This is a genomic window from Sphingomonas naphthae, from assembly GCF_028607085.1.
In the GTDB taxonomy this organism is placed as follows: Bacteria; Pseudomonadota; Alphaproteobacteria; order Sphingomonadales; family Sphingomonadaceae; genus Sphingomonas_Q; species Sphingomonas_Q naphthae.
Genome location: NZ_CP117411.1, coordinates 445059 through 466108, shown reverse-complemented (window position 1 = coordinate 466108; position 21050 = coordinate 445059). Strand labels below are relative to the sequence as shown.

General features: G+C 67.9%; 17 protein-coding genes. 13 read left to right on the top strand and 4 right to left on the bottom strand.

Annotated features, from left to right (window positions below):
• The first annotated feature begins 162 nt into the window (after positions 1–162).
• Positions 163–1731 carry a Na+/H+ antiporter gene (locus PQ455_RS02315; RefSeq protein ID WP_273688839.1) on the top strand — a complete coding sequence of 523 codons (1569 nt, stop codon included), beginning with the start codon at positions 163–165 and terminating at the stop codon, positions 1729–1731.
• A gap of 6 nt (positions 1732–1737) precedes the next feature.
• Here the strand turns inward: PQ455_RS02315 and PQ455_RS02310 are convergent, their stop codons facing one another.
• Positions 1738–2610, bottom strand: coding sequence for a hypothetical protein (locus PQ455_RS02310; RefSeq protein ID WP_273688837.1), 873 nt, complete (start codon positions 2608–2610; stop codon positions 1738–1740).
• 146 nt (positions 2611–2756) lie between these two features.
• On the opposite strand from PQ455_RS02310, the gene PQ455_RS02305 reads away from it, so the two are divergent.
• Positions 2757–3536, top strand: a complete 780-nt coding sequence (locus tag PQ455_RS02305) for an energy transducer TonB (RefSeq protein ID WP_273688835.1) — start codon at positions 2757–2759, stop codon at positions 3534–3536.
• Positions 3537–4218: 682 nt separating this feature from the next.
• Here the strand turns inward: PQ455_RS02305 and gmk are convergent.
• The gene (gene gmk / locus PQ455_RS02300; RefSeq protein WP_273688832.1) at positions 4219–4878 is read right to left on the bottom strand and encodes a guanylate kinase; all 660 of its coding nucleotides are present in this window, start codon (positions 4876–4878) and stop codon (positions 4219–4221) included.
• 44 nt (positions 4879–4922) lie between these two features.
• Between gmk and PQ455_RS02295 the strand changes: the two genes are divergently transcribed.
• The 8 genes from PQ455_RS02295 (at position 4923) to lpdA (ending at position 14079) form a co-directional block, all read left to right on the top strand.
• Positions 4923–5465 (top strand): DUF1697 domain-containing protein, encoded by a 543-nt coding sequence (locus tag PQ455_RS02295; RefSeq protein ID WP_273688831.1) that lies wholly within the window; start codon positions 4923–4925, stop codon positions 5463–5465.
• A 131-nt stretch (positions 5466–5596) separates the two neighbouring features.
• Positions 5597–6559: a malate dehydrogenase gene (gene mdh / locus PQ455_RS02290; RefSeq protein WP_273688830.1), complete on the top strand. Its 963-nt coding sequence runs from the start codon at positions 5597–5599 to the stop codon at positions 6557–6559.
• Positions 6559–6948: a hypothetical protein gene (locus PQ455_RS02285; RefSeq protein ID WP_273688828.1), complete on the top strand. Its 390-nt coding sequence runs from the start codon at positions 6559–6561 to the stop codon at positions 6946–6948. Before mdh ends, PQ455_RS02285 begins: the two co-directional genes overlap by 1 nt.
• A 57-nt stretch (positions 6949–7005) precedes the next feature.
• Positions 7006–7890, top strand: a complete 885-nt coding sequence (gene sucD / locus PQ455_RS02280) for a succinate--CoA ligase subunit alpha (RefSeq protein WP_273688826.1) — start codon at positions 7006–7008, stop codon at positions 7888–7890.
• Positions 7891–7979: 89 nt separating this feature from the next.
• Entirely contained in the window at positions 7980–10901 is a 2922-nt protein-coding gene (locus tag PQ455_RS02275) for a 2-oxoglutarate dehydrogenase E1 component (protein WP_273688824.1), read from the top strand.
• Between the two features lie 4 nt (positions 10902–10905).
• Positions 10906–12183 (top strand): 2-oxoglutarate dehydrogenase complex dihydrolipoyllysine-residue succinyltransferase, encoded by a 1278-nt coding sequence (gene odhB / locus PQ455_RS02270; protein ID WP_273688822.1) that lies wholly within the window; start codon positions 10906–10908, stop codon positions 12181–12183.
• Positions 12184–12323: 140 nt separating this feature from the next.
• Positions 12324–12587, top strand: a complete 264-nt coding sequence (locus PQ455_RS02265; RefSeq protein ID WP_273688820.1) for a GIY-YIG nuclease family protein — start codon at positions 12324–12326, stop codon at positions 12585–12587.
• 94 nt (positions 12588–12681) lie between these two features.
• Positions 12682–14079 carry a dihydrolipoyl dehydrogenase gene (gene lpdA / locus PQ455_RS02260; RefSeq protein WP_273688819.1) on the top strand — a complete coding sequence of 466 codons (1398 nt, stop codon included), beginning with the start codon at positions 12682–12684 and terminating at the stop codon, positions 14077–14079.
• A gap of 272 nt (positions 14080–14351) precedes the next feature.
• On the opposite strand, the gene PQ455_RS02255 is transcribed toward lpdA, so the two are convergent.
• Both PQ455_RS02255 and PQ455_RS02250 read right to left on the bottom strand, forming a co-directional pair.
• Positions 14352–17099 carry a TonB-dependent receptor domain-containing protein gene (locus PQ455_RS02255; RefSeq protein WP_273688818.1) on the bottom strand — a complete coding sequence of 916 codons (2748 nt, stop codon included), beginning with the start codon at positions 17097–17099 and terminating at the stop codon, positions 14352–14354.
• A gap of 82 nt (positions 17100–17181) precedes the next feature.
• Complete coding sequence (locus PQ455_RS02250; RefSeq protein WP_273688816.1) at positions 17182–18783, bottom strand: hypothetical protein; 1602 nt, start codon at positions 18781–18783, stop codon at positions 17182–17184.
• 344 nt (positions 18784–19127) lie between these two features.
• Here PQ455_RS02250 and PQ455_RS02245 point away from each other — a divergent pair, with 344 nt between their 5' ends.
• The 3 genes from PQ455_RS02245 (at position 19128) to PQ455_RS02235 (ending at position 20987) form a co-directional block, all read left to right on the top strand.
• Positions 19128–19658 carry a peroxiredoxin gene (locus PQ455_RS02245; RefSeq protein WP_273688813.1) on the top strand — a complete coding sequence of 177 codons (531 nt, stop codon included), beginning with the start codon at positions 19128–19130 and terminating at the stop codon, positions 19656–19658.
• Between the two features lie 98 nt (positions 19659–19756).
• On the top strand, positions 19757–20302 hold the full coding sequence (locus PQ455_RS02240) for a sigma-70 family RNA polymerase sigma factor (protein WP_273688811.1): 546 nt from the start codon (positions 19757–19759) through the stop codon (positions 20300–20302).
• On the top strand, positions 20295–20987 hold the full coding sequence (locus PQ455_RS02235; RefSeq protein ID WP_273688809.1) for an anti-sigma factor: 693 nt from the start codon (positions 20295–20297) through the stop codon (positions 20985–20987). The genes PQ455_RS02240 and PQ455_RS02235 overlap by 8 nt, the downstream gene beginning before the upstream one ends.
• Positions 20988–21050 lie beyond the last annotated feature (63 nt).

Genomic DNA, 21050 nt, shown 5'->3' with positions numbered 1-21050 from the left:
GGGTGTCAAAGCGCACCCCCAGCCACCCCGGGCTCCGGCCTTCGCCGGAGCACGGCCCACGATGGGGCGCCTGCGTTATGGACCTCCGCCGCGCTTTCCCCCATCCTGCACGCACACGAAACGATCGAGCCAAGGGCCTTACCCAGCGTGCATCCGGTAGAAATGTTCGAGCTGATCGTCGGCATGTTCCTGGCGATCCTGGCGTTGCACTGGCTGGCCGACCGGCTGGGCCTGCCGCCCGCCGTGGCGCTGCTGGCGGGCGGCGGGGCGCTGGCGTTCGTGCCGGGCCTGCCGTCGATCGCGATAAACCCCGAGCTGGTGCTGGTGATCTTCCTGCCGCCGTTGCTGATGGACGGCGCCTGGTTCACCGCGCTCGCGCTGTTCCGCCGCCACCTGATCGGCATCCTCGCGCTGGCGGTGGGGGCGGTGGTGTTCACGACCGCCGTGGTGGCGGTGGTCGCGCATCTGCTGCTGCCCGGCCTGCCGTGGGCGGCGTGCGTGGCGCTGGGGGCGATCGTGTCGCCGCCCGACGCGGTCTCGGCCCGCGCCGTCCTCCAGCGGGTGAAGCTGCCGCGCCGCCTGTCGACCCTCCTGGAAGGCGAGAGCCTGCTCAACGACGCCTCGGGCCTCGTCCTCTTCCGCTTCGCCGTCGCCACCGTGCTGACGGGCAGCTTTAGTCTCGGCGCGGCGGTGACGAGCTTCTTCGTGCTGGTGATCGGCGGGATCGCCGTCGGCGGGGCGATCGCCGCCGTGTGGGTGAAGGTTCTGCCGCGCCTGGGCGACGATTATCTCAAGATCGCCGCCTCGACGCTCGTCTGCTGGGCATCCTACCTGGCGGGCGAGCTGGTCCATGTGTCGGGCGTGATCGCGGTGGTGACGACGGGCCTCGTCTGCGGCTGGTATCAGCATGTCGTGTTCTCGGCGAGCGTGCGGATGCGCGGTGTCGCTTTCTGGCAGGTGATGGTGTTCCTGCTCGAAGCCTCGGTCTTCATCCTGATCGGCCTGTCGCTGCGCGGGGTGCTGGAGCGGGTCGGCGGCCTGAGCGTCGTGATCGACCGGATGGCGCTCCCGGTGCTGGCGATCATCGCGGCGGTAACGGTGGCGCGCTTCGTGTGGCTGTTCGGGTCCGATGCGGTGCTGGCGGCGCTGCGTGGGCTGGGCATACGGACCAGAGCGCCGCTGGGGCCGCGCGCCGCGACGGTGATGAGCTGGGCCGGGATGCGTGGCGTGGTGACCCTGGCGGTGGCGTTGACGCTGCCCCAGGCGATGCCGGGGCGCGATCTGATGCTGGTGACCGCCTTCGCCGTGATCCTCGTGACGGTGCTGGTGCAGGGCACGACGCTCGGCCTCGTCATCCGCGCCGCCGGCTTGCGCGAGGACCCGGCCAGCCATCCGCCGCTCGATCTGGCGGAGGCCGAAGCGGCGATGCTTCAGGCGCAATATGAGGCGGTCGAAAAACTGGCCTATGCCGAGGACGGCAGCCTGCGCCACCCGCGCCTGCTCGATCGCTTCAGGCGCCGCGCGACGATCTCGGCCAGCTATGACGGCACCGACGAGCAGCGGCGCGAGGATATCGACGCCCATTATGGCGTGATCCTGGCCGCCGTCGCCGCCGGCCGCGCCGAACTGGTCCGCCTCCACCGCGCGATCCAGATCGACGACGAGACGCTCCACGATCTGGAGCATGACCTCGATCTGGAGGAACTGGGCGCGATCGCCGCGAAGGCGTGAGGCGGGTCAGCCCGCGACGGACGGGGCTGGCCGGCGGGCGGAAACCTTGGATGGGGCCCTCTTGCCGAGATCCACATGGGTGATCCGGCCATTTTCCACCCGCCACAGATCGTTCCCCGGCACGATGCCTACCATCAGCGGCACGCCTAGCGCGAACTGCTGAAAGACATGCACCTCGGTCGGCTGCGGATCGAGCAGGTGCGTGACGACGAGGGCTGCCGGCTTGCCGCCCTTGGCGAGCGTGATGCAGCTGTTCGTGAAGCCCCGCGCGCCGACGATCCGGCCGTCGGCGGCGACGTCCACCTTGTAATGGCCGCCGAACGGATATCGGCCGGTGTCGGTCTGCGCGCTCAGGAAATAGACCGATGTGGTGCCATCCCGCCCCGGCGGCAGGACGATCGTGTTGAACATCGCCGGCGTGCAGGGGCGCCAATCGGCGTGGCGCGCCATCTCGCCGCGCGCGGTGACGAGGGCCAAAGCCATGGCGGCGGCCATGCCGGTCAGGCGCGGCTCGGTGCCCTTGGGGTGGACGATGGCATTGCGGACATCCCGCCCGGTCACGTCGGCGGCGTAGATCACGCGATCGGCGGCCTCGCCCTGGCCGATATAGTCGACATGGTAGCCGCCGTCGTCGCGCGGGGTGACGACCCAGCCACCCAGGTCGCGCAGGCGATCGGCCGAGACCTTCGCGACGAGATCGTCGGTGGTGACCCAGGCGGCGCGATCGTACCAGAACATGGTGACGCCGCGCCGCATCGCCTCGTCGATGGCGCGCTGATCCGGGGCGGGCTGGCCCGGCGCGGGTTGGGCGGGCACGGGCAGGGCGGTGGAGGTGAGCAGCGCGGCCAATGCCAGTCCCGCGATCCGCCATCCGCTCATGCCGCCCTCCCCTATCCCCTTCCGCCAGCCTATCCATCCGCCGATCGCGCGCAAGACTGGCCGTGCGCGGCAGCGGGGACACAGTCGGCGAATCGCGGATGCCAGCCGATTGCGGCGGCCCCGCGCGCGATGTAGGCGCTGGCCCGATGGGTTCGGCGTGGTCCCCCTTTTCGTCGTATCCCGAGGGCGCCGCGCTCCGCCGCAGGATCGCGTCCTTCGCGCTGGCGGTGGGCATCAACCTGCTGATCCTGTTCATGTTGCTGGAAATGGCGCCCGCCATCTTCCCGCAGCGCAAGGAGAGCACACCGACGACGGTGCAGCTGCTGCCCGACGTGCTCACCCCCTCGCGCCGGCCCGACAAGACCAGGCGCGAGAGCGGCGGCGCGGCGCCCAAGGCCCCGGTGCCGAAGCCGGTGCCCCAGCCCGCCGAGACCCCGCCCCCGCCGCCCCCGGCCGCCGTGACCGGGCCGATGAACATGATCATCGTCAGCCGCGAGATGTTCGCCGCGTCGGATATCTCGAAGATGCCCAACCGCAGCCCGGTGAAGGGCGCGGGCGGCGGGCAGAGCGACGGCAGCGGCATGGCCGGCGAAGGCGATGACGACGGCGCCGGGCGGGGGCCGGGCGGCGAACGGCTCTACAACGCCGAATGGTATCGCCGGCCGACCAACGCCGAGCTGGCCTATTACCAGCCGCATGGCGCCGCCCGCACCGGCTGGGGCCTGATCGCCTGCCGGACGGTCAAGGATTATCGGGTGGAGGATTGCGTCCAGCTCGACGAATCCCCGCCGGGATCGGGCTTCTCGCGATCTTTGTTGCAGGCCGCGTGGCAGTTCCGCGTGCTGCCGCCGCGCGTGGGCGGCAAGCCGCTGGTGGGGGCGTGGGTGCGGATCCGCATCGATTATAACGAGGAGAAGGGGCGGTAGGGGGGTGGTTCAAGTTCCTCCCCAAGCTCGCTTGGGGAGGGGACCATCGCGCAAGCGATGGTGGAGGGGTTTTCCCGCCATCCGCGTTCCGCAGACCCCTCCACCACCGGCTGCGCCGGCGGTCCCCCTCCCCATGCTCCGCATGGGGAGGAACCAGAAATAGGATTTGCTGGCGGTATTCAGACGGAAATCGGGAAGAAGCGTTTCGACCGGCGCGTCCTGCCACGGGCATCCGGGCGGACTTGGTACAGCACATTTGCGGGCCGCCGCAGGCCCGCGCTGGAATTGGCCCGGTGGACGGTGGCCCCTTGGGTTTTCGCCCCTGAGGGTTACTGGCCGGTTTGGCTGGGCCGCCTGCGTATAATCCCCCGAGCCGGTCGCGATGCATCATCGGTGTGAACCGGATGACTTCGCGCCGGTCGTTCCGGGGTGGTTGCCCGCCCCGGATGCTTGCCCTCTTCCCATGGCCTGTGGGAATCGAGCGATGACGTATGTTTACGAAATGTTCCTATTTGTCAAGACAATTCGTCATCGCGAGCGAAGCGTGGCGATCAGGTCCGGCGGTGGTGCTGGGCCGAGAGGCTGGATTGCTTCGCTGCGCTCGCAAAGACGAGTGGGGCGCTGCGGCGTGAGCCCCCTCCGTCGGCCTTTCAGGCTTCCACCTCCCCGTGCCGGGGAGGATTTATTCGGTTTCCCAGGGCGTCTGGGCGTTCGTCACCAGTTTGCGGGCGAAGCCGATCAGGCCGGTCTGGCGGCTGCGTTTCAGGCGTTCGGCCTGCAGGATGTGGAGGACCTGGCCGTAGCAGCGATCGACATCGTCGTTGATGAGGACGTAATCATAGCCGTCCCAGTGGCTGATCTCGCTGGCCGCGCGGGCCATGCGGGAGGCGATGACTTCGGGATTGTCGGTGCCGCGCGAGCGCAGGCGCCGGCCGAGTTCCTCGATCGAGGGGGGCAGGATGAACACGCGCACCACATCGCCGCCGGCCTGCTGGAAGAGCTGCTGCGCGCCCTGCCAGTCGATGTCGAACAGCACGTCGCAGCCGTCCTCCAGCATGTCGAAGATCGGCTGGCGCGGGCTGCCGTAACGGTGATCGAAGACGTGCGCCCATTCGAGGAACTCGCCGTCGCCGACCATGTCCTTGAAGCGTTGCAGATCGACGAAATGATAATCGACGCCGTCGATCTCGCCGGGGCGCATCGGCCGGGTGGTGGCGGAGACGGACAGTTTGAGCTGGTCGTCGGCGGCGAGGAGCTTACGGGCGATCGTCGATTTGCCGGCGCCGGAGGGGGAGGACAGGACGAACAACACACCACGGCGTTTGAGCTTCGAGGAGACCATGGCCGCTCTTGCCGCCGGGCGCCCGAGTCGTCAACGTGAACGCCATGGGGAAAGCGACCACGCGCTGGATCGTGCTGCTGCGCGGCGTGAATGTCGGCGGCAACCGCAAGGTGCCGATGGCGGAATTGCGCGCCGCGCTGGGCGAGGCCGGGGCGGCGAACGCGCGGACCTATATCGCCAGCGGCAACATCCTGTTCGAGTCGGACGGCGACACGGCGGCGGCCGAGGCGCTGGTCGAGTCGGTCATCGCGGCGCGCTTCGGTTTTCCGGTCGAGGCGGTCGCGCGGTCGGCGGAGCAATGGGCGGGCTATGCCGCGCAAGACCCCTTTCCCAATGCGAGCCCGAAGCTGCTCCACCTGTGCCTCGCCAAGCGGCCGATCGCGGCGGGCGCGGTGGCGGCGATCGAGGCGAAATGCGCGGACGGCGAGCGGGTCGCGCGGGCCGGCGAGGCGCTGTGGATCGATTATGGCGCGGGGGTGGCGGACAGCAAGCTGACCCCGGCGCTGCTCGACAAGGCCGCCGGATCGATGGTGACGGCGCGCAATCGCAACACGGTATTGAAGCTGGCGGCAATGATCGCGCAATAATGTGGCCAAAATCCCGGCCATAAAGCGCGGTTAGGCGGTTGCCCCTCGGGGGACATGGGGCTAAGCGGTCGCCCGTCTCTTCGCCCGTGCGACCTGTGCGGGCCAGTCGTACCTTGGTCTAAGGGGTGTGCATGTCTCGCAAGAAGATCGCGCTTATCGGTGCCGGCAATATCGGCGGAACGCTCGCCCACCTGGCGGCCCTGAAGGGCCTGGGTGACATCGTGCTGTTCGACGTGGTCGAGGGCGTGCCGCAGGGCAAGGCGCTCGATCTCAGCCAGTGCGGCCCGGTCGAGGGCTTCGACGCGAAGATCACCGGCACCAACGATTATGCCGACATCGCGGGCGCGGACGTCATCATCGTCACCGCCGGCGTCGCCCGCAAGCCGGGCATGAGCCGCGACGATCTGCTCGGCATCAATCTGAAGGTGATGAAGGCCGTCGGCGAGGGCATCAAGGCCAACGCGCCCGACGCCTTCGTGATCTGCATCACCAACCCGCTCGACGCGATGGTGTGGGCACTGCGCGAATTCTCGGGGCTCCCGCACAACAAGGTCGTCGGCATGGCCGGCGTGCTCGACTCGGCGCGCTTCAGCCATTTCCTGGCGGACGAATTCCAGGTCTCGGTGAAGGACGTGAACACCTTCGTCCTCGGCGGCCATGGCGACACGATGGTGCCGGTGCTCGAATATTCGACCGTCTCGGGCATCCCGGTCAGCGACCTGATCGAGATGGGCTTCTCCACCAAGGAGAAGATCGACGAGATCGTGAAGCGCACGCGCGGCGGCGGCGGCGAGATCGTCGCGCTGCTCAAGACCGGCTCTGCCTTCTACGCGCCGGCGACCAGCGCGATTTCGATGGCCGAGGCCTATCTCTACGACCAGAAGCGCATCCTGCCGGCGGCGGCGCACCTGACCGGCCAGTATGGCATCGACGACCTGTATGTCGGCGTGCCGGTGCTGTTCGGCGCGGGCGGCGCGGAGAAGGTGATCGAGGTCAAGCTCTCCGACGAGGCCAAGGGCAACCTCACCGTCTCGGTCGACTCGGTCAAGGAACTGCTGGTGGCCTGCAAGGCCATCGACGGCAGCCTCGCCTGATGCGACGCGCGGCACCCGCCATCCTCGCTCTGACCTGCCTCGCGTTGCTGGGCGGGTGCGGCGAGGACGACGGTGCCGCGACCAAGGACCAGCGCGAGGCGCAGATCGCGTGCCTCGCCCGCGCCAAGGACATCTTTCCGCAGGCCTATAGCTGGGAGAACCAGCTTCAGGAGGCCGACCACGGCGTCTACGGCAATCCGTATCCGGGCGAGTGGAAGGCGGGCGGCGCCGGCGGCGACTTCAACTGGACGTTCACGACGATGGAAACCAGCCGGATGCTTCCGGCCAAGGTGGTCTGCGTCGGCAATATCCAGAAGCGGCAGGTGGGCGGGGTCGTCTATGACGGGACGGTCCGCAAGCCGCCCGAAGGGACGATCTGGAGCTATTGAGCAATTCGCACGGCGCCGCGATCGCGGCGCACGGACAAGCAAGGGGCGACTAAACGGATGAGCATCCTCGTCAACGCGAACACCAAGGTCATCACCCAGGGGATGACCGGCAAGACCGGCAGCTTCCACACCGAAGCGGCGCTGGCCTATGGCACGCAGATGGTGGGCGGCGTGACGCCGGGCAAGGGCGGCACGACGCACCTGGGCCTGCCGAACTTCGACACCGTGCACGAAGCGGTCAAGGTAACCGGTGCCACGGCCTCCGTCGTGTACGTGCCGCCGCCCTTCGCCGCCGATTCGATCCTGGAGGCGATCGACGCCGAAGTGCCGCTGATCGTGTGCATCACCGAGGGCGTTCCCGTGCTCGACATGGTGCGCGTGAAGCGCGCGCTGACGGGCAGCAAGTCGCGCCTGATCGGCCCGAACTGCCCCGGCGTGCTGACGCCCGGCGAATGCAAGATCGGCATCATGCCGGGCTCGATCTTCTCCAAGGGTTCGGTCGGCGTCGTGTCGCGTTCGGGCACGCTGACCTATGAGGCGGTGTTCCAGACGACCAACGAGGGCCTGGGCCAGACCACGGCCGTCGGCATCGGCGGCGATCCCGTCAACGGCACCAACTTCATCGACGTGCTGGAACTGTTCCTGGCCGACGACGCGACCCAGTCGATCATCATGATCGGCGAGATCGGCGGTTCGGCCGAAGAGGAAGCCGCGCAGTTCCTGCGCGACGAGGCCAAGCGCGGCCGCAAGAAGCCGATGGCCGGCTTCATCGCGGGCCGCACCGCGCCTCCGGGCCGCCGCATGGGCCATGCCGGCGCGATCGTGTCGGGCGGCCAGGGCGGCGCCGAGGACAAGATCGCGGCGATGGAAGCCGCCGGCATCCGCGTGGCGGCGAGCCCGTCGGAGCTGGGCACCACGCTCAGCGCGCTTCTGAAGGGTTGATCGGGACATGGTTCGTCCCGACCTAGTGGCCGGGACGAACCCCAGCGCGGGAGCATAGTCTAGCTCCCCGATAGGCAAGGACGAGTATCATGGGTTTCGAGGGTAGCAGCTTCGACGAGTTGGAGGGCGTGAGCCCGGCCTTCGCGGAGGCGCTGTACCGCCGCTTTCGCGACGATCCGCAGAGCGTGGAAGCGGACTGGCGCGACTATTTCTCCGGGCTGGAAAGCGCGGTTTCGGGCCCGAGCTGGGCGCGCAAGAACTGGCCGCTGACCGACACCGACGCGCTGACCGCGGGCCTCGACCCGACCCAGATGGAGCCGGCGCCGAAGCCGGCCAAGCCGGGCGCCAAGCCCGCCCCTGCCGCCGCCCCCGCCGCCGACCCGGCCGCATCCGCCGCCTCGATCGCCTCGGCCGTGTCGGATTCGATCCGCGCGACGATGCTGATCCGCACCTATCGCGTGCGCGGCCACCTGCTCGCCGATCTCGATCCGCTCGGCATGGCGCGGCTGGAGGAGCCGGCCGATCTGGAGCCGAGCTTCCACGGCTTCACCGACGCCGACATGGACCGCCCGATCTACCTCGGCGGCCAGCTGGGCTTCGAGACCGCGACGCTGCGCCAGCTCGTCGGCACCCTGCGCGCCAATTACTGCGGCCATGTCGGCCTGGAATATATGCATATCCAGGACGTGGAGGAGCGTCGCTTCCTTCAGGAGCGCTTCGAGGGCAAGGACAAGGAAATCAGCTTCACCGCCGAGGGCAAGAAGGCCATTCTCGGCAAGGTCGTCGAAGGCGAGCAGTGGGAGAAATTCCTCGCCCGCAAGTATGTCGGCACCAAGCGCTTCGGCCTCGACGGCGGCGAATCGATGATCCCCGCGTTCGAGGCGATCATCAAGTACGGCGGCCAGTCGGGCATTTCCGAAATGGTCATCGGCATGGCCCATCGCGGCCGCCTGAACGTGCTGACCAACGTGATGGCCAAGCCCTATCGCGCGCTGTTCTCGGAATTCGCGGGCGGATCGGCCAACCCCGACGACGTGGGTGGCTCCGGCGACGTGAAATATCACCTCGGCACCTCGACCGACCGGGAGTTCGACGGCAAGCGCGTCCACCTGTCGCTCTGCCCGAACCCGTCGCATTTGGAAGCGGTCGACCCGGTGGTGCTGGGCAAGAGCCGCGCGAAGCAGACCCGCATCGACGATATCGAGCGCGCCCGCGTGCTGCCGATCCTCGTCCATGGCGACGCGGCCTTCGCCGGCCAGGGCATCATCATGGAATGCTTCGGCTTCTCCGGCCTGCGCGGTTACTCGACGGGCGGCACGCTGCATTTCGTCATCAACAACCAGGTCGGCTTCACCACCAGCCCGCAGTTCGCGCGCTCGTCGCCTTATTGCTCGGACATCGCCAAGATGGTGCAGGCGCCGATCCTGCACGTGAACGGCGACGATCCCGAGGCGGTGACCTACGCCTGCAAGGTGGCGGTCGATTTCCGCCAGAAGTTCAAGCGCGACGTCGTGATCGACATGTGGTGCTATCGCCGCTTCGGTCACAACGAGGGCGACGAGCCGGGCTTCACCCAGCCGCAGATGTATGATGCGATCAAGACGCATCCGCCGGTGTCGTCGCTCTACACCAAGCGGCTGGTCGAGGAGGGCGTGATCGACGCCGACTGGACCAAGGCGCAGGAAGACGCCTTCGTCGCCCGGCTGGAAGGCGAGTTCGAGGCGGCCAAGCATTACAAGGTCAACAAGGCCGACTGGTTCGAGGGCGAGTGGACCGGCTTCGCCGCCCCGCGCGAGGCCATCACCGAGCGTCGCTCGGCGGTGTCGGGTGTCGAGGTCGAGCGGCTCCAGGCGCTCGGCAAGCAGCTGACGACTGTGCCGGAGGGCCTGACCGTCCACCGCACGCTCAACCGTATCCTCGACGCCAAGAAGGCGATGTTCGAGAGCGGCGAGGGCTTCGACTGGGCCACGGCCGAGGCGCTCGCCTACGGCACGCTGTTGCAGGACGGCTATGCCGTGCGCCTGTCGGGCCAGGATTCGGGTCGCGGCACGTTCAGCCAGCGCCATGCGGTGTGGGTCGACCAGAAGGACGGCCACAAATATATCCCGCTCTCGGCGATGGACCGGCGCTTCCAGGTGCTGGATTCCCCGCTGAGCGAGTTCGGCGTGCTGGGCTTCGAATATGGCTATGCGTCGGCCGCGCCGAACACGCTGGTGCTGTGGGAAGCGCAGTTCGGCGATTTCGTGAACGGCGCGCAGGTGATGATCGACCAGTTCATCGCGAGCGGCGAGGCGAAGTGGCTCAGGGTCAACGGCCTCGTGATGCTGCTGCCCCATGGCTATGAGGGCCAGGGCCCCGAGCATAGCTCGGCGCGCCCGGAGCGGTTCCTCCAGCTATGCGCGGAGGACAATATCCAGGTCGCCAACTGCACGACCCCGGCCAATTATTACCACATCCTGCGCCGCCAGATGCTGCGCAAGTTCCGCAAGCCGCTCATCATCATGACGCCCAAGTCGCTGCTGCGGCACAAGGCGGCGGTGTCGAGCCTGGAGGATCTGGCCGAGGGTTCGCGCTTCCACCGCGTCCTTTTCGATCCGAAGGCGCCCGAAGGCGCGGCGGTGAAGCGGCTCGTGCTGTGTTCGGGCAAGGTCTATTACGACCTGGCCGAGGCGCGCGATCAGGCCGGCGACACCGACACGATGATCCTGCGGGTTGAGCAGCTCTACCCCTTCCCCGGCGACGTGCTGGAGGAGGTTCTGGCGACGCTGCCGAACGTCGAGACGATCGTCTGGGCGCAGGAAGAGCCGAAGAACAACGGTTACTGGTTCTTCGTCGAGCCGCTGATCGAAGAGGTTCTGGAGAGGGCCGGAAAGGCACCGATGCGGGCGGTCTATGCGGGCCGCCGCGCTTCCGCCGCGACCGCGACGGGGCTCGCGAAAAATCACGCCGCCCAGCAGGCGGCTCTGGTGGCCGAGGCGCTCGGCCACGAAACGGTTACGAAGGGCAAGTAAAGAGATGGCGACCGATGTTGTGGTGCCCACGCTGGGCGAATCCATCACCGAGGCGACCCTGGGCCAGTGGCTGAAGAAGCCCGGCGAGCAGGTGAAGGCCGATGAACCGATCGCCAGCCTGGAGACCGACAAGGTCGCGGTCGAGGTTCCCTCGCCCGTGGCCGGCGTGATCGGCGAGCTGGTCGCGGCCGAAGGCGATACGGTCAACGTGGGCGCGGTGATCGCGCGCATCACCGAGGGCGGCGCCGCCGCCGCATCGGCGACGCCGGCGGCCGAGAACAAGACCGAGGTGGCCAAGGCCGAGAAGGCGGCCCCCGCCGAGCCGGCCGCCGCGCCATCGGGCGACGCGCCGTCGGGCGAGGAGAGCGGTTCGGAGCAGACGCTGTCGCCGTCGGTGCGCCGCGCGGTGCTGGAGGCCGGGCTCGATCCGTCCAAGATCAAGGGCACCGGCAAGGACGGGCGCCTGACCAAGGACGACGTGCTCGCCGCCGCCAAGGCCGGCACAGCCAAGAGCGCGCCCGCGTCGGCGCCCACCGCCGCCCCGGCACCGGCCGCCGCCGCCGCGCCGGCCGCGTCGGGTGGCCGCAAGGAGGAGCGGGTGCGGATGACGCGCCTGCGCCAGACCGTCGCCAAGCGCCTGAAGGAAGCGCAGAACACCGCCGCGATGCTCACCACGTTCAACGACGTGGACATGTCGGCCGTGATCGAGGCGCGCGCCAAATATAAGGATCTGTTCGAGAAGAAGCATGGCGTGCGCCTGGGCTTCATGGGCTTCTTCGTGAAGGCCGCCGTCCTCGCCGCGCGCGACGTGCCGTCGGTCAACGCCAAGATCGAGGGCGACGAGATCGTCTACCACGATTATGTCGACGTCTCGGTCGCGGTCTCCGCGCCGAACGGGCTGGTCGTGCCGGTGATCCGCGACGCGCAGGATCTGACCGTCGCGGGCATCGAGAAGACGATCGGCGACTTCGGCAAGCGCGCCAAGGACGGCACGCTGAAGATGGACGAGATGAAGGGCGGCACCTTCACCATCTCCAACGGCGGCGTGTTCGGCTCGCTGATGTCGACCCCGATCATCAACCCGCCGCAGTCGGCGGTGCTGGGCCTCCACCGCATCGAGGATCGCCCGGTGGTGGTGAAGGGCCAGGTCGTCGTCCGCCCGATGATGTATCTGGCGCTCAGCTACGATCACCGCCTGATCGACGGCCGCGAAGCGGTGACCTTCCTGGTCGCGCTGAAGAATGCGATCGAGGATCCGACGCGGCTGCTGATCGATCTGTAAGTTTTCGGTGATGTGCTCCTGCGAAGGCCGGAGCGCTGGAGGTGAAGGATCGATATCGACGTTCCCGCGCAACCTGTAACGCTCCGGCCCTCGCCGGAGCATGGGGAGCGGGATCGGTGAAGCCCGGATGGGTCTACCTGATGGCCAATCATCGGCGCGGGCAGACCTATCTGGGCGTCACGAGCAATCTGGCGCAGCGGGCGTGGCAGCACCGCAGCGGGATCGTCGAAGGTCATTCGAAGGCCAAGGGTTGCACGCTTCTCGTCTGGCACGAGCGTTTCGAGGATTTGCAGGACGCGAGAGCCTGCGAATATCGGATGAAGAAGTGGCAACGGGCGTGGAAATTGAGGCTGATCGAGGAGAGCAACCCGGACTGGGTCGATCTCTACGACGCACTGATGTGAGCATGTGCCCCGGCAAAGGCCGGGGTTCTGGCGGCGGGCGATGCACCCGCTATCCAACGCTCCGGCCTTCGCCGGAGCACGAAAGAGGCTGGTGATGGCTGACTATGATTTCGACGTTCTGGTGATCGGTGCCGGCCCCGGCGGCTATGTCGCGGCGATCCGCGCGGCGCAATTGGGGTTGAAGACGGCGTGCGCCGAGAGCCGCGCGACCCTGGGTGGCACCTGCCTCAACGTCGGCTGCATCCCCTCCAAGGCGATGCTGCACGCCTCCGAACTGTATGAGGAGGCCGCGTCCGGCAAGCTCGCGAAGCTGGGCATCAAGGCGACGGTCGAACTCGACCTCGATACCATGCACGGCCAGCGCAAGGAGGCCGTGAAGGGCCTGACCGGCGGCATCGAATATCTGTTCAAGAAGAACAAGATCGAGTGGCTGAAGGGCCTCGCCAGCTTCACGTCGGCCGATACGGTCGAGGTGAGCGGTAAGAGCTATCGCGCCAAGAACATCATCATCGCCACGGGTTCGTCGGTGACGCCGCTGCCCGGCGTCGCGGTGGACAATGCCGGCGGCGTGGTGGTCGATTCGACCGGCGCGCTGGAGATCGCCAAGGTGCCTGGCCACATGGTCGTGATCGGTGGCGGCGTGATCGGGCTGGAGCTGGGTTCGGTGTGGAAGCGGCTCGGCGCGAAGGTCACCGTCGTCGAATATCTCGACCAGATCCTGCCCGGCATGGACGGCGAGGTCCGCAAGGAATCGAACAAGATCTTCAAGAAGCAGGGGCTTGAACTCAAGCTCTCGACCAAGGTGACCGGCGTGTCGGTGGAGGGTGCCAAGGCGACGCTCACCGTGGAGCCCGCCGCCGGTGGCGCGGCCGAGACGATCGAGGCGGATGCCGTGCTGGTGTCGATCGGCCGCAAGCCCAACACCGACGGGTTGGGTCTCGACAAGGCGGGCATCAGCGTCAACGCGCGCGGCCAGATCGAGATCGACCATGATTTCGGCACGTCGGTGCCCGGCATCTGGGCGATCGGCGACGTGGTCCCTGGGCCCATGCTGGCGCACAAGGCCGAGGACGAGGGCATTGCGGTCGCGGAGAATATCGCGGGCCTGACCGGCATCGTGAACCATGATGTGATCCCGAGCGTGGTCTACACCATGCCCGAGATCGCGGGCGTGGGGCTCACCGAGGAGCAGGCGAAGGAGAAGGGCGCGATCAAGGTCGGCAAGTTCCCGATGCTCGCCAACAGCCGCGCCAAGACCAACCACGAGCCCGAGGGCTTCGTGAAGGTGATCGCCGATGCCGAGACCGACAAGGTGCTGGGCGTGTGGATGATCGCCAGCGTGGCCGGCACGATGATCGCGCAGGCGGCGCAGGCGATGGAGTTCGGCGCGACGAGCGAGGACATCGCCTACACCTGCCACGCCCACCCGACCCATGCCGAAGCCACCAAGGAAGCGGCGATGGCGGTGCGCGGCAAGCCGATCCACATCTGATCCGGCCGGCGGGGCGACCCGCCGGCGCCTTCGGGCGGAGCCCCGGTCATCGCGCAAGGCGGTGGCCGGGGTTTTTCATTATGATCGACAGAAGGCTCCCGCGCGCAACGATCGCCCGATACCATACTCGCCTCAGCGCAGTCCGGGCCTCCCTCGACAGCACACGGCGACCCAGCCGCCCGGGGAGGCCAGCCCGCGCCGACAGGACGAACCCCAATAAGAAAGGCGGCGGGCCCCTCGGCCTACCGCCTTCCCCCTGGCTTATCCTAGGCTCAGAACTTCACGCTGGCCGAGAGCGAGAAGGTGCGGCCGAGCTGGTAGCGGTTGACGAAGATCCGGGTCGTGTCGGTCTTCTGATATTCCACCACCTTGCGGCCGGTCAGGTTGCGTGCCTCGAACTTGATCTCGATCGGCGTGAAGAGGTTGATCTCCTCGCGCGCCACGAAATCGAGGGTGAAACCCGGCTTCTCGAAAATGTCCGGCTGGCGGCCGGTGCCCTGGATCGGGCCGCGGTTGCTCACCCGCGGGCTGGCGTAGTTGAGCAGGATCGTCTGCTGCGACAGGTGATCGCTCGATTCGATGCCGATCTGCGCGTTGGCGATATGGTCGGACTGGCCCGTCAGCGGGGCGCCGTCGCGGAACAGGGCGGAGGCCGCCACCACCGTGAGGTCGGGGCCGACGACATTGCCGCTCGCCACCTTCAGCTTGGATTGCGTGTAGGTGTAATTGGCCGACACGCGCAGCTTGCGCGCGGCGAGCAGGTCGCCACCCATGCCGCTCAGGTCGAAATAATGCGTCGCCTCGATCTCGCCGCCGTACAGGTCGGCCTTCGGCGCGTTGGCGAAGCCCGTGCGCAGCGCGCCGCCGCCCGCCAGGAACGCCACCTGCTCGATCGGATTGTCGAGCCGCTTGAAGAAGGCGGCCGCCGCGATGATCTGGTCGCGGCCCATGAAATATTCATAGCGCGCGTCGGCGTTCCACAGCTTGCTGTCCGTCAGGAACGGGTTGCCGGTGAAGGCGCGATCGGATTCGTAATCCTGGTAGATCTGATAGGCCAGCTCGCGGAACTGCGGGCGGGCGATCGTCTTGGAGGCCGACAGGCGGAACTGCATGTCGTCGGCGAAATTCCAGGTGATGGTGGCGCCCGGCAGCCAGTAATCGGCCTTGATGAGCGTGGCGGCGAAGCCCGCGCCCTGCGGCTGGACCGACTGCTTGCCGTCTTCGTAGCGGACACCGGCGGCGATGCGCAGGCCCTTGGCCAGCTCGCCCTCGATCTGGCCGTAGCCGGCGTGGACCGTGAGGCCCGCGTCGTAGGCGGCGGTGCCCTGGCTGCCCGACGCGTCGATCAGGCGGATATTATAGGTGTAGATATTGTAATCCGAGACCAGGAAGTCGGGCCGCTGCTGCGAGGCGTTGAGCGGCAACGCGCCACTGCCCGAGACATAATCGAACACGTAGCGATAGGAGGTGCGCGAATTGCGGTTGTAGCTGTAACCGCCGCTGATGCGCCATTCGAGCGCGGTCGGCAGCTTGTAGCCGAAGTCGCCGGCGCCGGCGTAGCTGTTCTCGTTCAGGTCGGAAAAGGCGATCTGCGCCGACTGGCCGGCCACGTTCGACACCGAGTTCACATAATCCCGGGCGGCGGTGCTGTAGGTGTAGCCGAAGGTCCGCTCGTAGGGCGCCTTGCGCTTGGTGTTGGCATAGCTGCCGCGCAGGTTCAGCGAGAGATCGCCGAACTTATATTCGCCCACCGCCTGCGTCACGAACAGCTGGCGCTCGAACCAGTTGGTGTTCTGCGTCAGGATCGGCGGGGTGCCGTAGAAATCGGGGTTGGCGATCGGGTCCGCGCCGCCGACGTTGGCGTTGTAGCCCGCCGACAGACGGCCCTGCTTGACCGTATCGTGGATGTAGAGGTTGGTCAGGCGGATCTTGTGCGGACCGAATTCCGCGCCGAAGCCGAGCAGGCCGTTGGCGACGATGCGGTTGTCGGTGATGACGGTCTGCTGGTCACGCTGGAGCGAGGCGAGCTGCGGATCGTTCGACACCTGCTGGCGGATATCGCGCGTGCGCCACGAATTGCTGAGGCCCGCCGCGCCGAACACGCCCAGGTTGATGTCGCCCACTTCCTTCGAAGCGCCGAAGCTCAGGTCGCCGGAGAAATTGGCCGGGATGTTGAAATTGCGCTGGAGGAGCGTGGTGCTGGCGTTCGACAGGCTGGCGGCGAAGCCCTGGAGCTGCGCGTTGGTGTAATTGCCCGGCGTCAGGGCGCGGGTCGACAGGAAGGCGTCCTTCAGCGCGCCCGGCGTCTTGCGGGTGCCGCCGTCATAGCCCAGCCAGTCGGTGTTGCTGCCGTAGTAGGTGTAGCCCAGCTTGCTGGTCGTCTCGCTGTCCCACGTCACGCCGCCGCCGATCGTGAGATAGGCTTCCTTCGGCACCGAGGGGGTGGTGAGGTTGATGACGCCGCCGCCGAACTCGCCCGGATAATTGGCCGAGAAGCTCTTCTGCACGACCGCGCTGGCGATCACGCTGGTCGGGAACAGATCGAGCGGGACGGTGCGCTTGAGCGGCTCGGGCGAGGGCAGCGGCAGGCCGTTCAGCAGCGCCAGCGAGTAGCGATCGCCGAGACCGCGGACATAGACGAAGCCGTTGCCGGCCACGGTGAGGCCCGTCACGCGGCCGAGCGCCGAGGCGATGTCGCCGTCACCCGCGCGGGCGATGTCGGCGGTGGAGAGCACGCTGATGACCTGCGGGGTCGCGCGCACCGGCTGCGGGATGTAGCGGCCACGCACGATGATTTCGCCGCCATCCGATCCACCGGCGCCGGCGGTCGAGATATCGACGGGCGCTTCGGCTTCGGGGAGCTGTTCGGGCCGGGTCTGCGGCGGGGTCGCGGGCTGGACCGATCCGCCGGGGCGGCCGGCGGTCGCCGGCGGGGCGGCGGTCTGCGCCATCAGCGGCGAGGTCGCCAGCGTGGTGCAGCCCAGCAGGGCCAGTCGCCATGCGGTCGCGGCGGTTGTCATCGTGTTCGTCCCCCTGGAAACGTATAAAAAGCCGCCGGGGCGCCGCGTGTGTTCACGCGATCGGCCCCGGCGGCGGCAGGCATCAGTTGGTCGGGATGGCGGTGCAGAGCGCCGTGCCGAGATTGGCGTAGGCCGAGCTGCACGCCCACGGCGCGTACCAGGTGTCGGAAGCGTTCCGCACCGCGCCGATGTAGGCGACCGACGTCAGCTGGTTCGGCGCGGCGGTGTTGGCCGGGCCGTAGGTGTCGGCGTTGAACGTCGTCGGGTCGGTGGCGGTGACCGCCGTTTCGTTCGCACCGTTGACGAAGACGTTGGTGAGCGTCGGGGTGAAGGCCGAATTGTTGTTGTTCGTGCCCGAACCGAAGATCGTCGTCAGCGTCGCGAGCGAGACGTTGCCGTCGTCGCGGAACGGCGTGGCGCAGCTCATCACCACCGAACGGAACACCGGCGCGCCGAGATCCTGGAGGGTGGCGTCGGCGGCGCGGGTGCCGGTGCCGCCGGTCTCGTCGATGTCGAGGCAGGCGGTGCCGGCCGGGCCGGTGACGACCGAGTTGAGCAGCGCATAATCCGTGCCGCCGCGCAGCAGCATCACGTTCAGGCCCTGCGTCGTCGAACGCTGGATGAAGGTGGCGTTGGACACGCGGGTGTACTGGCGGGGCAGCGCATCCTCGTTGCCGTTCGAGTCCGCCTCGATCATCGAGTCGCCGTTGGTGGCGTCGCGCTGGATCGCCAGCACGAACTGGATCGTGCCGCGATAGCCGAGGTCGGTATCGAGCACGTCATCGTCGGTGCCGGTGGCGACGTAATATTTGAAATTGTGGCGGCCGCCGAAGAATTCGACGCCGTCATCCGAGCTGTTGTGGCTCTGGATGTGATCGAGCGTCGTGCCGGAGCCGACGCCGCCCGTGGTAAGCGCCTGAAGCTCGTTGCCGGCCGCGATCTGGAAGCCCGAATAGCGGATCTGGACGTACTGCATCGTGCCCGAATTGTCGGTCGGCACGTTGCCGCCGTAGAGCGAGCCGGTCGTGCCCTCGATCACATTCTGACAGGTCGCCGAACCGCCGGGGACGCTGGTGTTGCAATCCGAGATCGGCGCGCGGCCGAGCAGGATGATGCCGCCCCACAGGCCTTGACTGCTGTCGGTCGCGGTGCCGAGAACATTGTCGCGCGCGGTGAAGATGATCGGCGACGCGGCGGTGCCGATGGCGTTCAGGCGCGAGCCGCGGTTGACGACGAGATAGTCGTTACCCGAGCTGGCGAACAGCACGACGCCCGCCTGGATGGTGAGCGTGACGGCCTGGCCGCCCGCGACCGGGGTGGTCGTGCCGCCCACGTCGGTGCCGACGTTCACCGGGCCGGCCAGCGAGTAGATCGTGCCGGGCAGCTTCTGCACCGTGTAATCGGCCGAGATGCGGCCGGAGATTTCGCAGTTGCGCCAGATCGTGCTGCTCGTCGCGTTGGTGATCGTGCCGCGATCGATCGTGCCGGTCGGGCAGCTGGCCGCCGGGCCCGTGGTCGGCGTGGGGGTCGGGGTGGGCGTCGGCGTCGGGGTAGGCGTCGGAGTGGGCGTGGGCGTCGGCGTGACGATGGTGCCTTCGCCGGGCGAGGCCACGTCGTCGGCTCCGCAGCCGGCAAGCGACACGGCGGCGCAGCCGAGCAACAGGAACGTGCGCATGGACTTCATCGGAACCCCCTTGGATCGTGAAATGGTGGGGCGCGAGATTTGCGATGCGCCCTTCGGGGTCCGGCTACCGGCGGTCGGCGACACTTTTCTTACAAGTCGCAGCGAAAATGAACGGCACGTAACGATTGGCGGAAATCGGCCATTCGGGCGAGGCCCCCGGCGTCCCGCGCGGCGGCGGCGGGCCGCGATCTTGCGATCATGACAGCGATTCGTGACAGAATGAACGCGGCATGGGCTGCATCCGATCGGGTCCGCCGAACGTATCCGCCCCGGCGGACTCGCCTTTCGCCTTCGGGCGGTGGATGGTCCGCCCCGAATCGATCCGATCCCCAGGAGAATCACCTATGGCCCGCCCCCTCTTCGCCGCTCTGGCCCTTCTGGCGGCGGCCCCGCTCGCCGCCGCGCTTCCGGTCGGCAGCAAGGCGCCCGATTTCACCACGCAGGCGACGCTCGCCGGCAAGCCTTTCGCCTTCAATCTGAAGAAGGCGCTCAAGAAGGGTCCGGTCGTCCTCTATTTCTACCCCGCCGCCTTCACCAAGGGCTGCACGATCGAGGCGCACGACTTCGCCGAGGCGACCGACGATTTCACCAAGCTGGGCGCCACCGTCATCGGCGTCTCGGCCGACCCGATCGAAAAGCTCAACGAATTTTCGGTCACCGAATGCCGCAACAAATTCGCGGTCGCCTCGGCCAAGCCCGAGCTGATCGACGCCTATGACGTGAAACTGCCGGTGGTCGCCAAATCCAACCGCACCTCCTTCGTGATCGCGCCGGACGGCAAGATCATCTTCCAATATTCGGCGCTCGATCCCGCCGGCCATGTCTCCAAGTCGATGGACGCCGTCAAAGCGTGGCGCGCCACCCACAAGGGCTGACCCTCGCCTTCCCCCTCCCGCGTGCGGGAGGGGAATTCCTGACCACCCCTCGCAATTCCGCTCGCTTTCTCCGTCACTTCGCCTAATCTTGCCGCCCGATGCACGATCCGTTCGACGACCAGCCGATAGAAATGCTGCTGGCGGCGGTCGCCGAGCAGGACCGCGCCGCATTCGCCGCGCTGTATCGTCGCACCTCACCAAAACTTTACGGAGTGTTGCTACGTATCCTGATCGACCGCAGTGAGACCGACGATGCGATGCAGGACCTCTTTGTCCGAATCTGGCGCGGTGCCGGCGCCTACGACGCCTCGCGCGGCGCGCCGCTCACCTGGCTCGCGGCGGTCGCGCGCAACCTCGCGATCGATCTGCGGCGACGCGGCATCTCGCGCGGCAGCGACCGGCGCAGCGACACGGATCCCGAAATGCTGAGCGTCGCGATGGGCGGAGCCTCCAGCGAATCGCTCGCCACCCTCAACATCTGCCTCGACCGGCTCGATCCCGCCAACCGCGCGCTGATCCTCGCCGCCTATATCCATGGCGACAGCCGCGAGGATCTGGCCGAGCGCAGCGGCAAGCCGGTCGGCACGATCAAGTCGCTGTTGCGGCGCGGCCTCGCCGCGCTGAAAGCGTGCCTCGATGGCTGACGACCCCGACATCGATCTCACCGCCGGCGAATATGTCCTCGGCACGCTCGACGTCGCCGAGCGCCGCGCCTTCGCCCGGCGGCTGATGGCCGATCCGGCGGCGGTGGAGGCCGTGCGCCAGTGGCAGCTGCGCCTCGCGCCTATCGACCTGGCGTGCGATCCCGTCGCGCCGCCCGCCACCCTCTGGCCGCGCATCGATCGCGCCACCGGCGGCGTGGCCCCCGCCAACGACAACGGCGTCACGCGCTGGCGCGTCGCCACGATCGCCGCCGCGCTGGTCGCCGTCGTCGCGAGCGGCGTCGCGCTCAACGGGCTCAACCAACCCCCGCCGCCCGCCGCGAAGGCGGGGCCGGGCGCCGTCGCCGCGCTGACCGCCGATGGCGCGGCACCCGCGCTGATGGTCACCTACGATCCGGCCGGCAAGGCGCTGCGCGTCATCCCGATCAGCCTGTCCGATCGCCCCGGCCACAGCCTCCAGCTCTGGCTGATCGCGCCCGGCGCCAAGCCCAAGCCGATGACCGTGATGCCCCCCGGCGGCCAGACCGCGCTGAAGGGCATCGCCATCGACCCGGCCACCGAAACCCTGTTCGCCATCTCGGTCGAACCGATCGGCGGATCGCCCACCGGCCAGCCGACCGGCCCGGTGATCTATTCGGGCAAATTGCTGGACGTGCCCGGCGCCTGAGCCGGTTCAGGGTTTCGGCTTATTCAGAAACCGTTCGTGTCGAGCGCAGTCGAGACGCCTGCG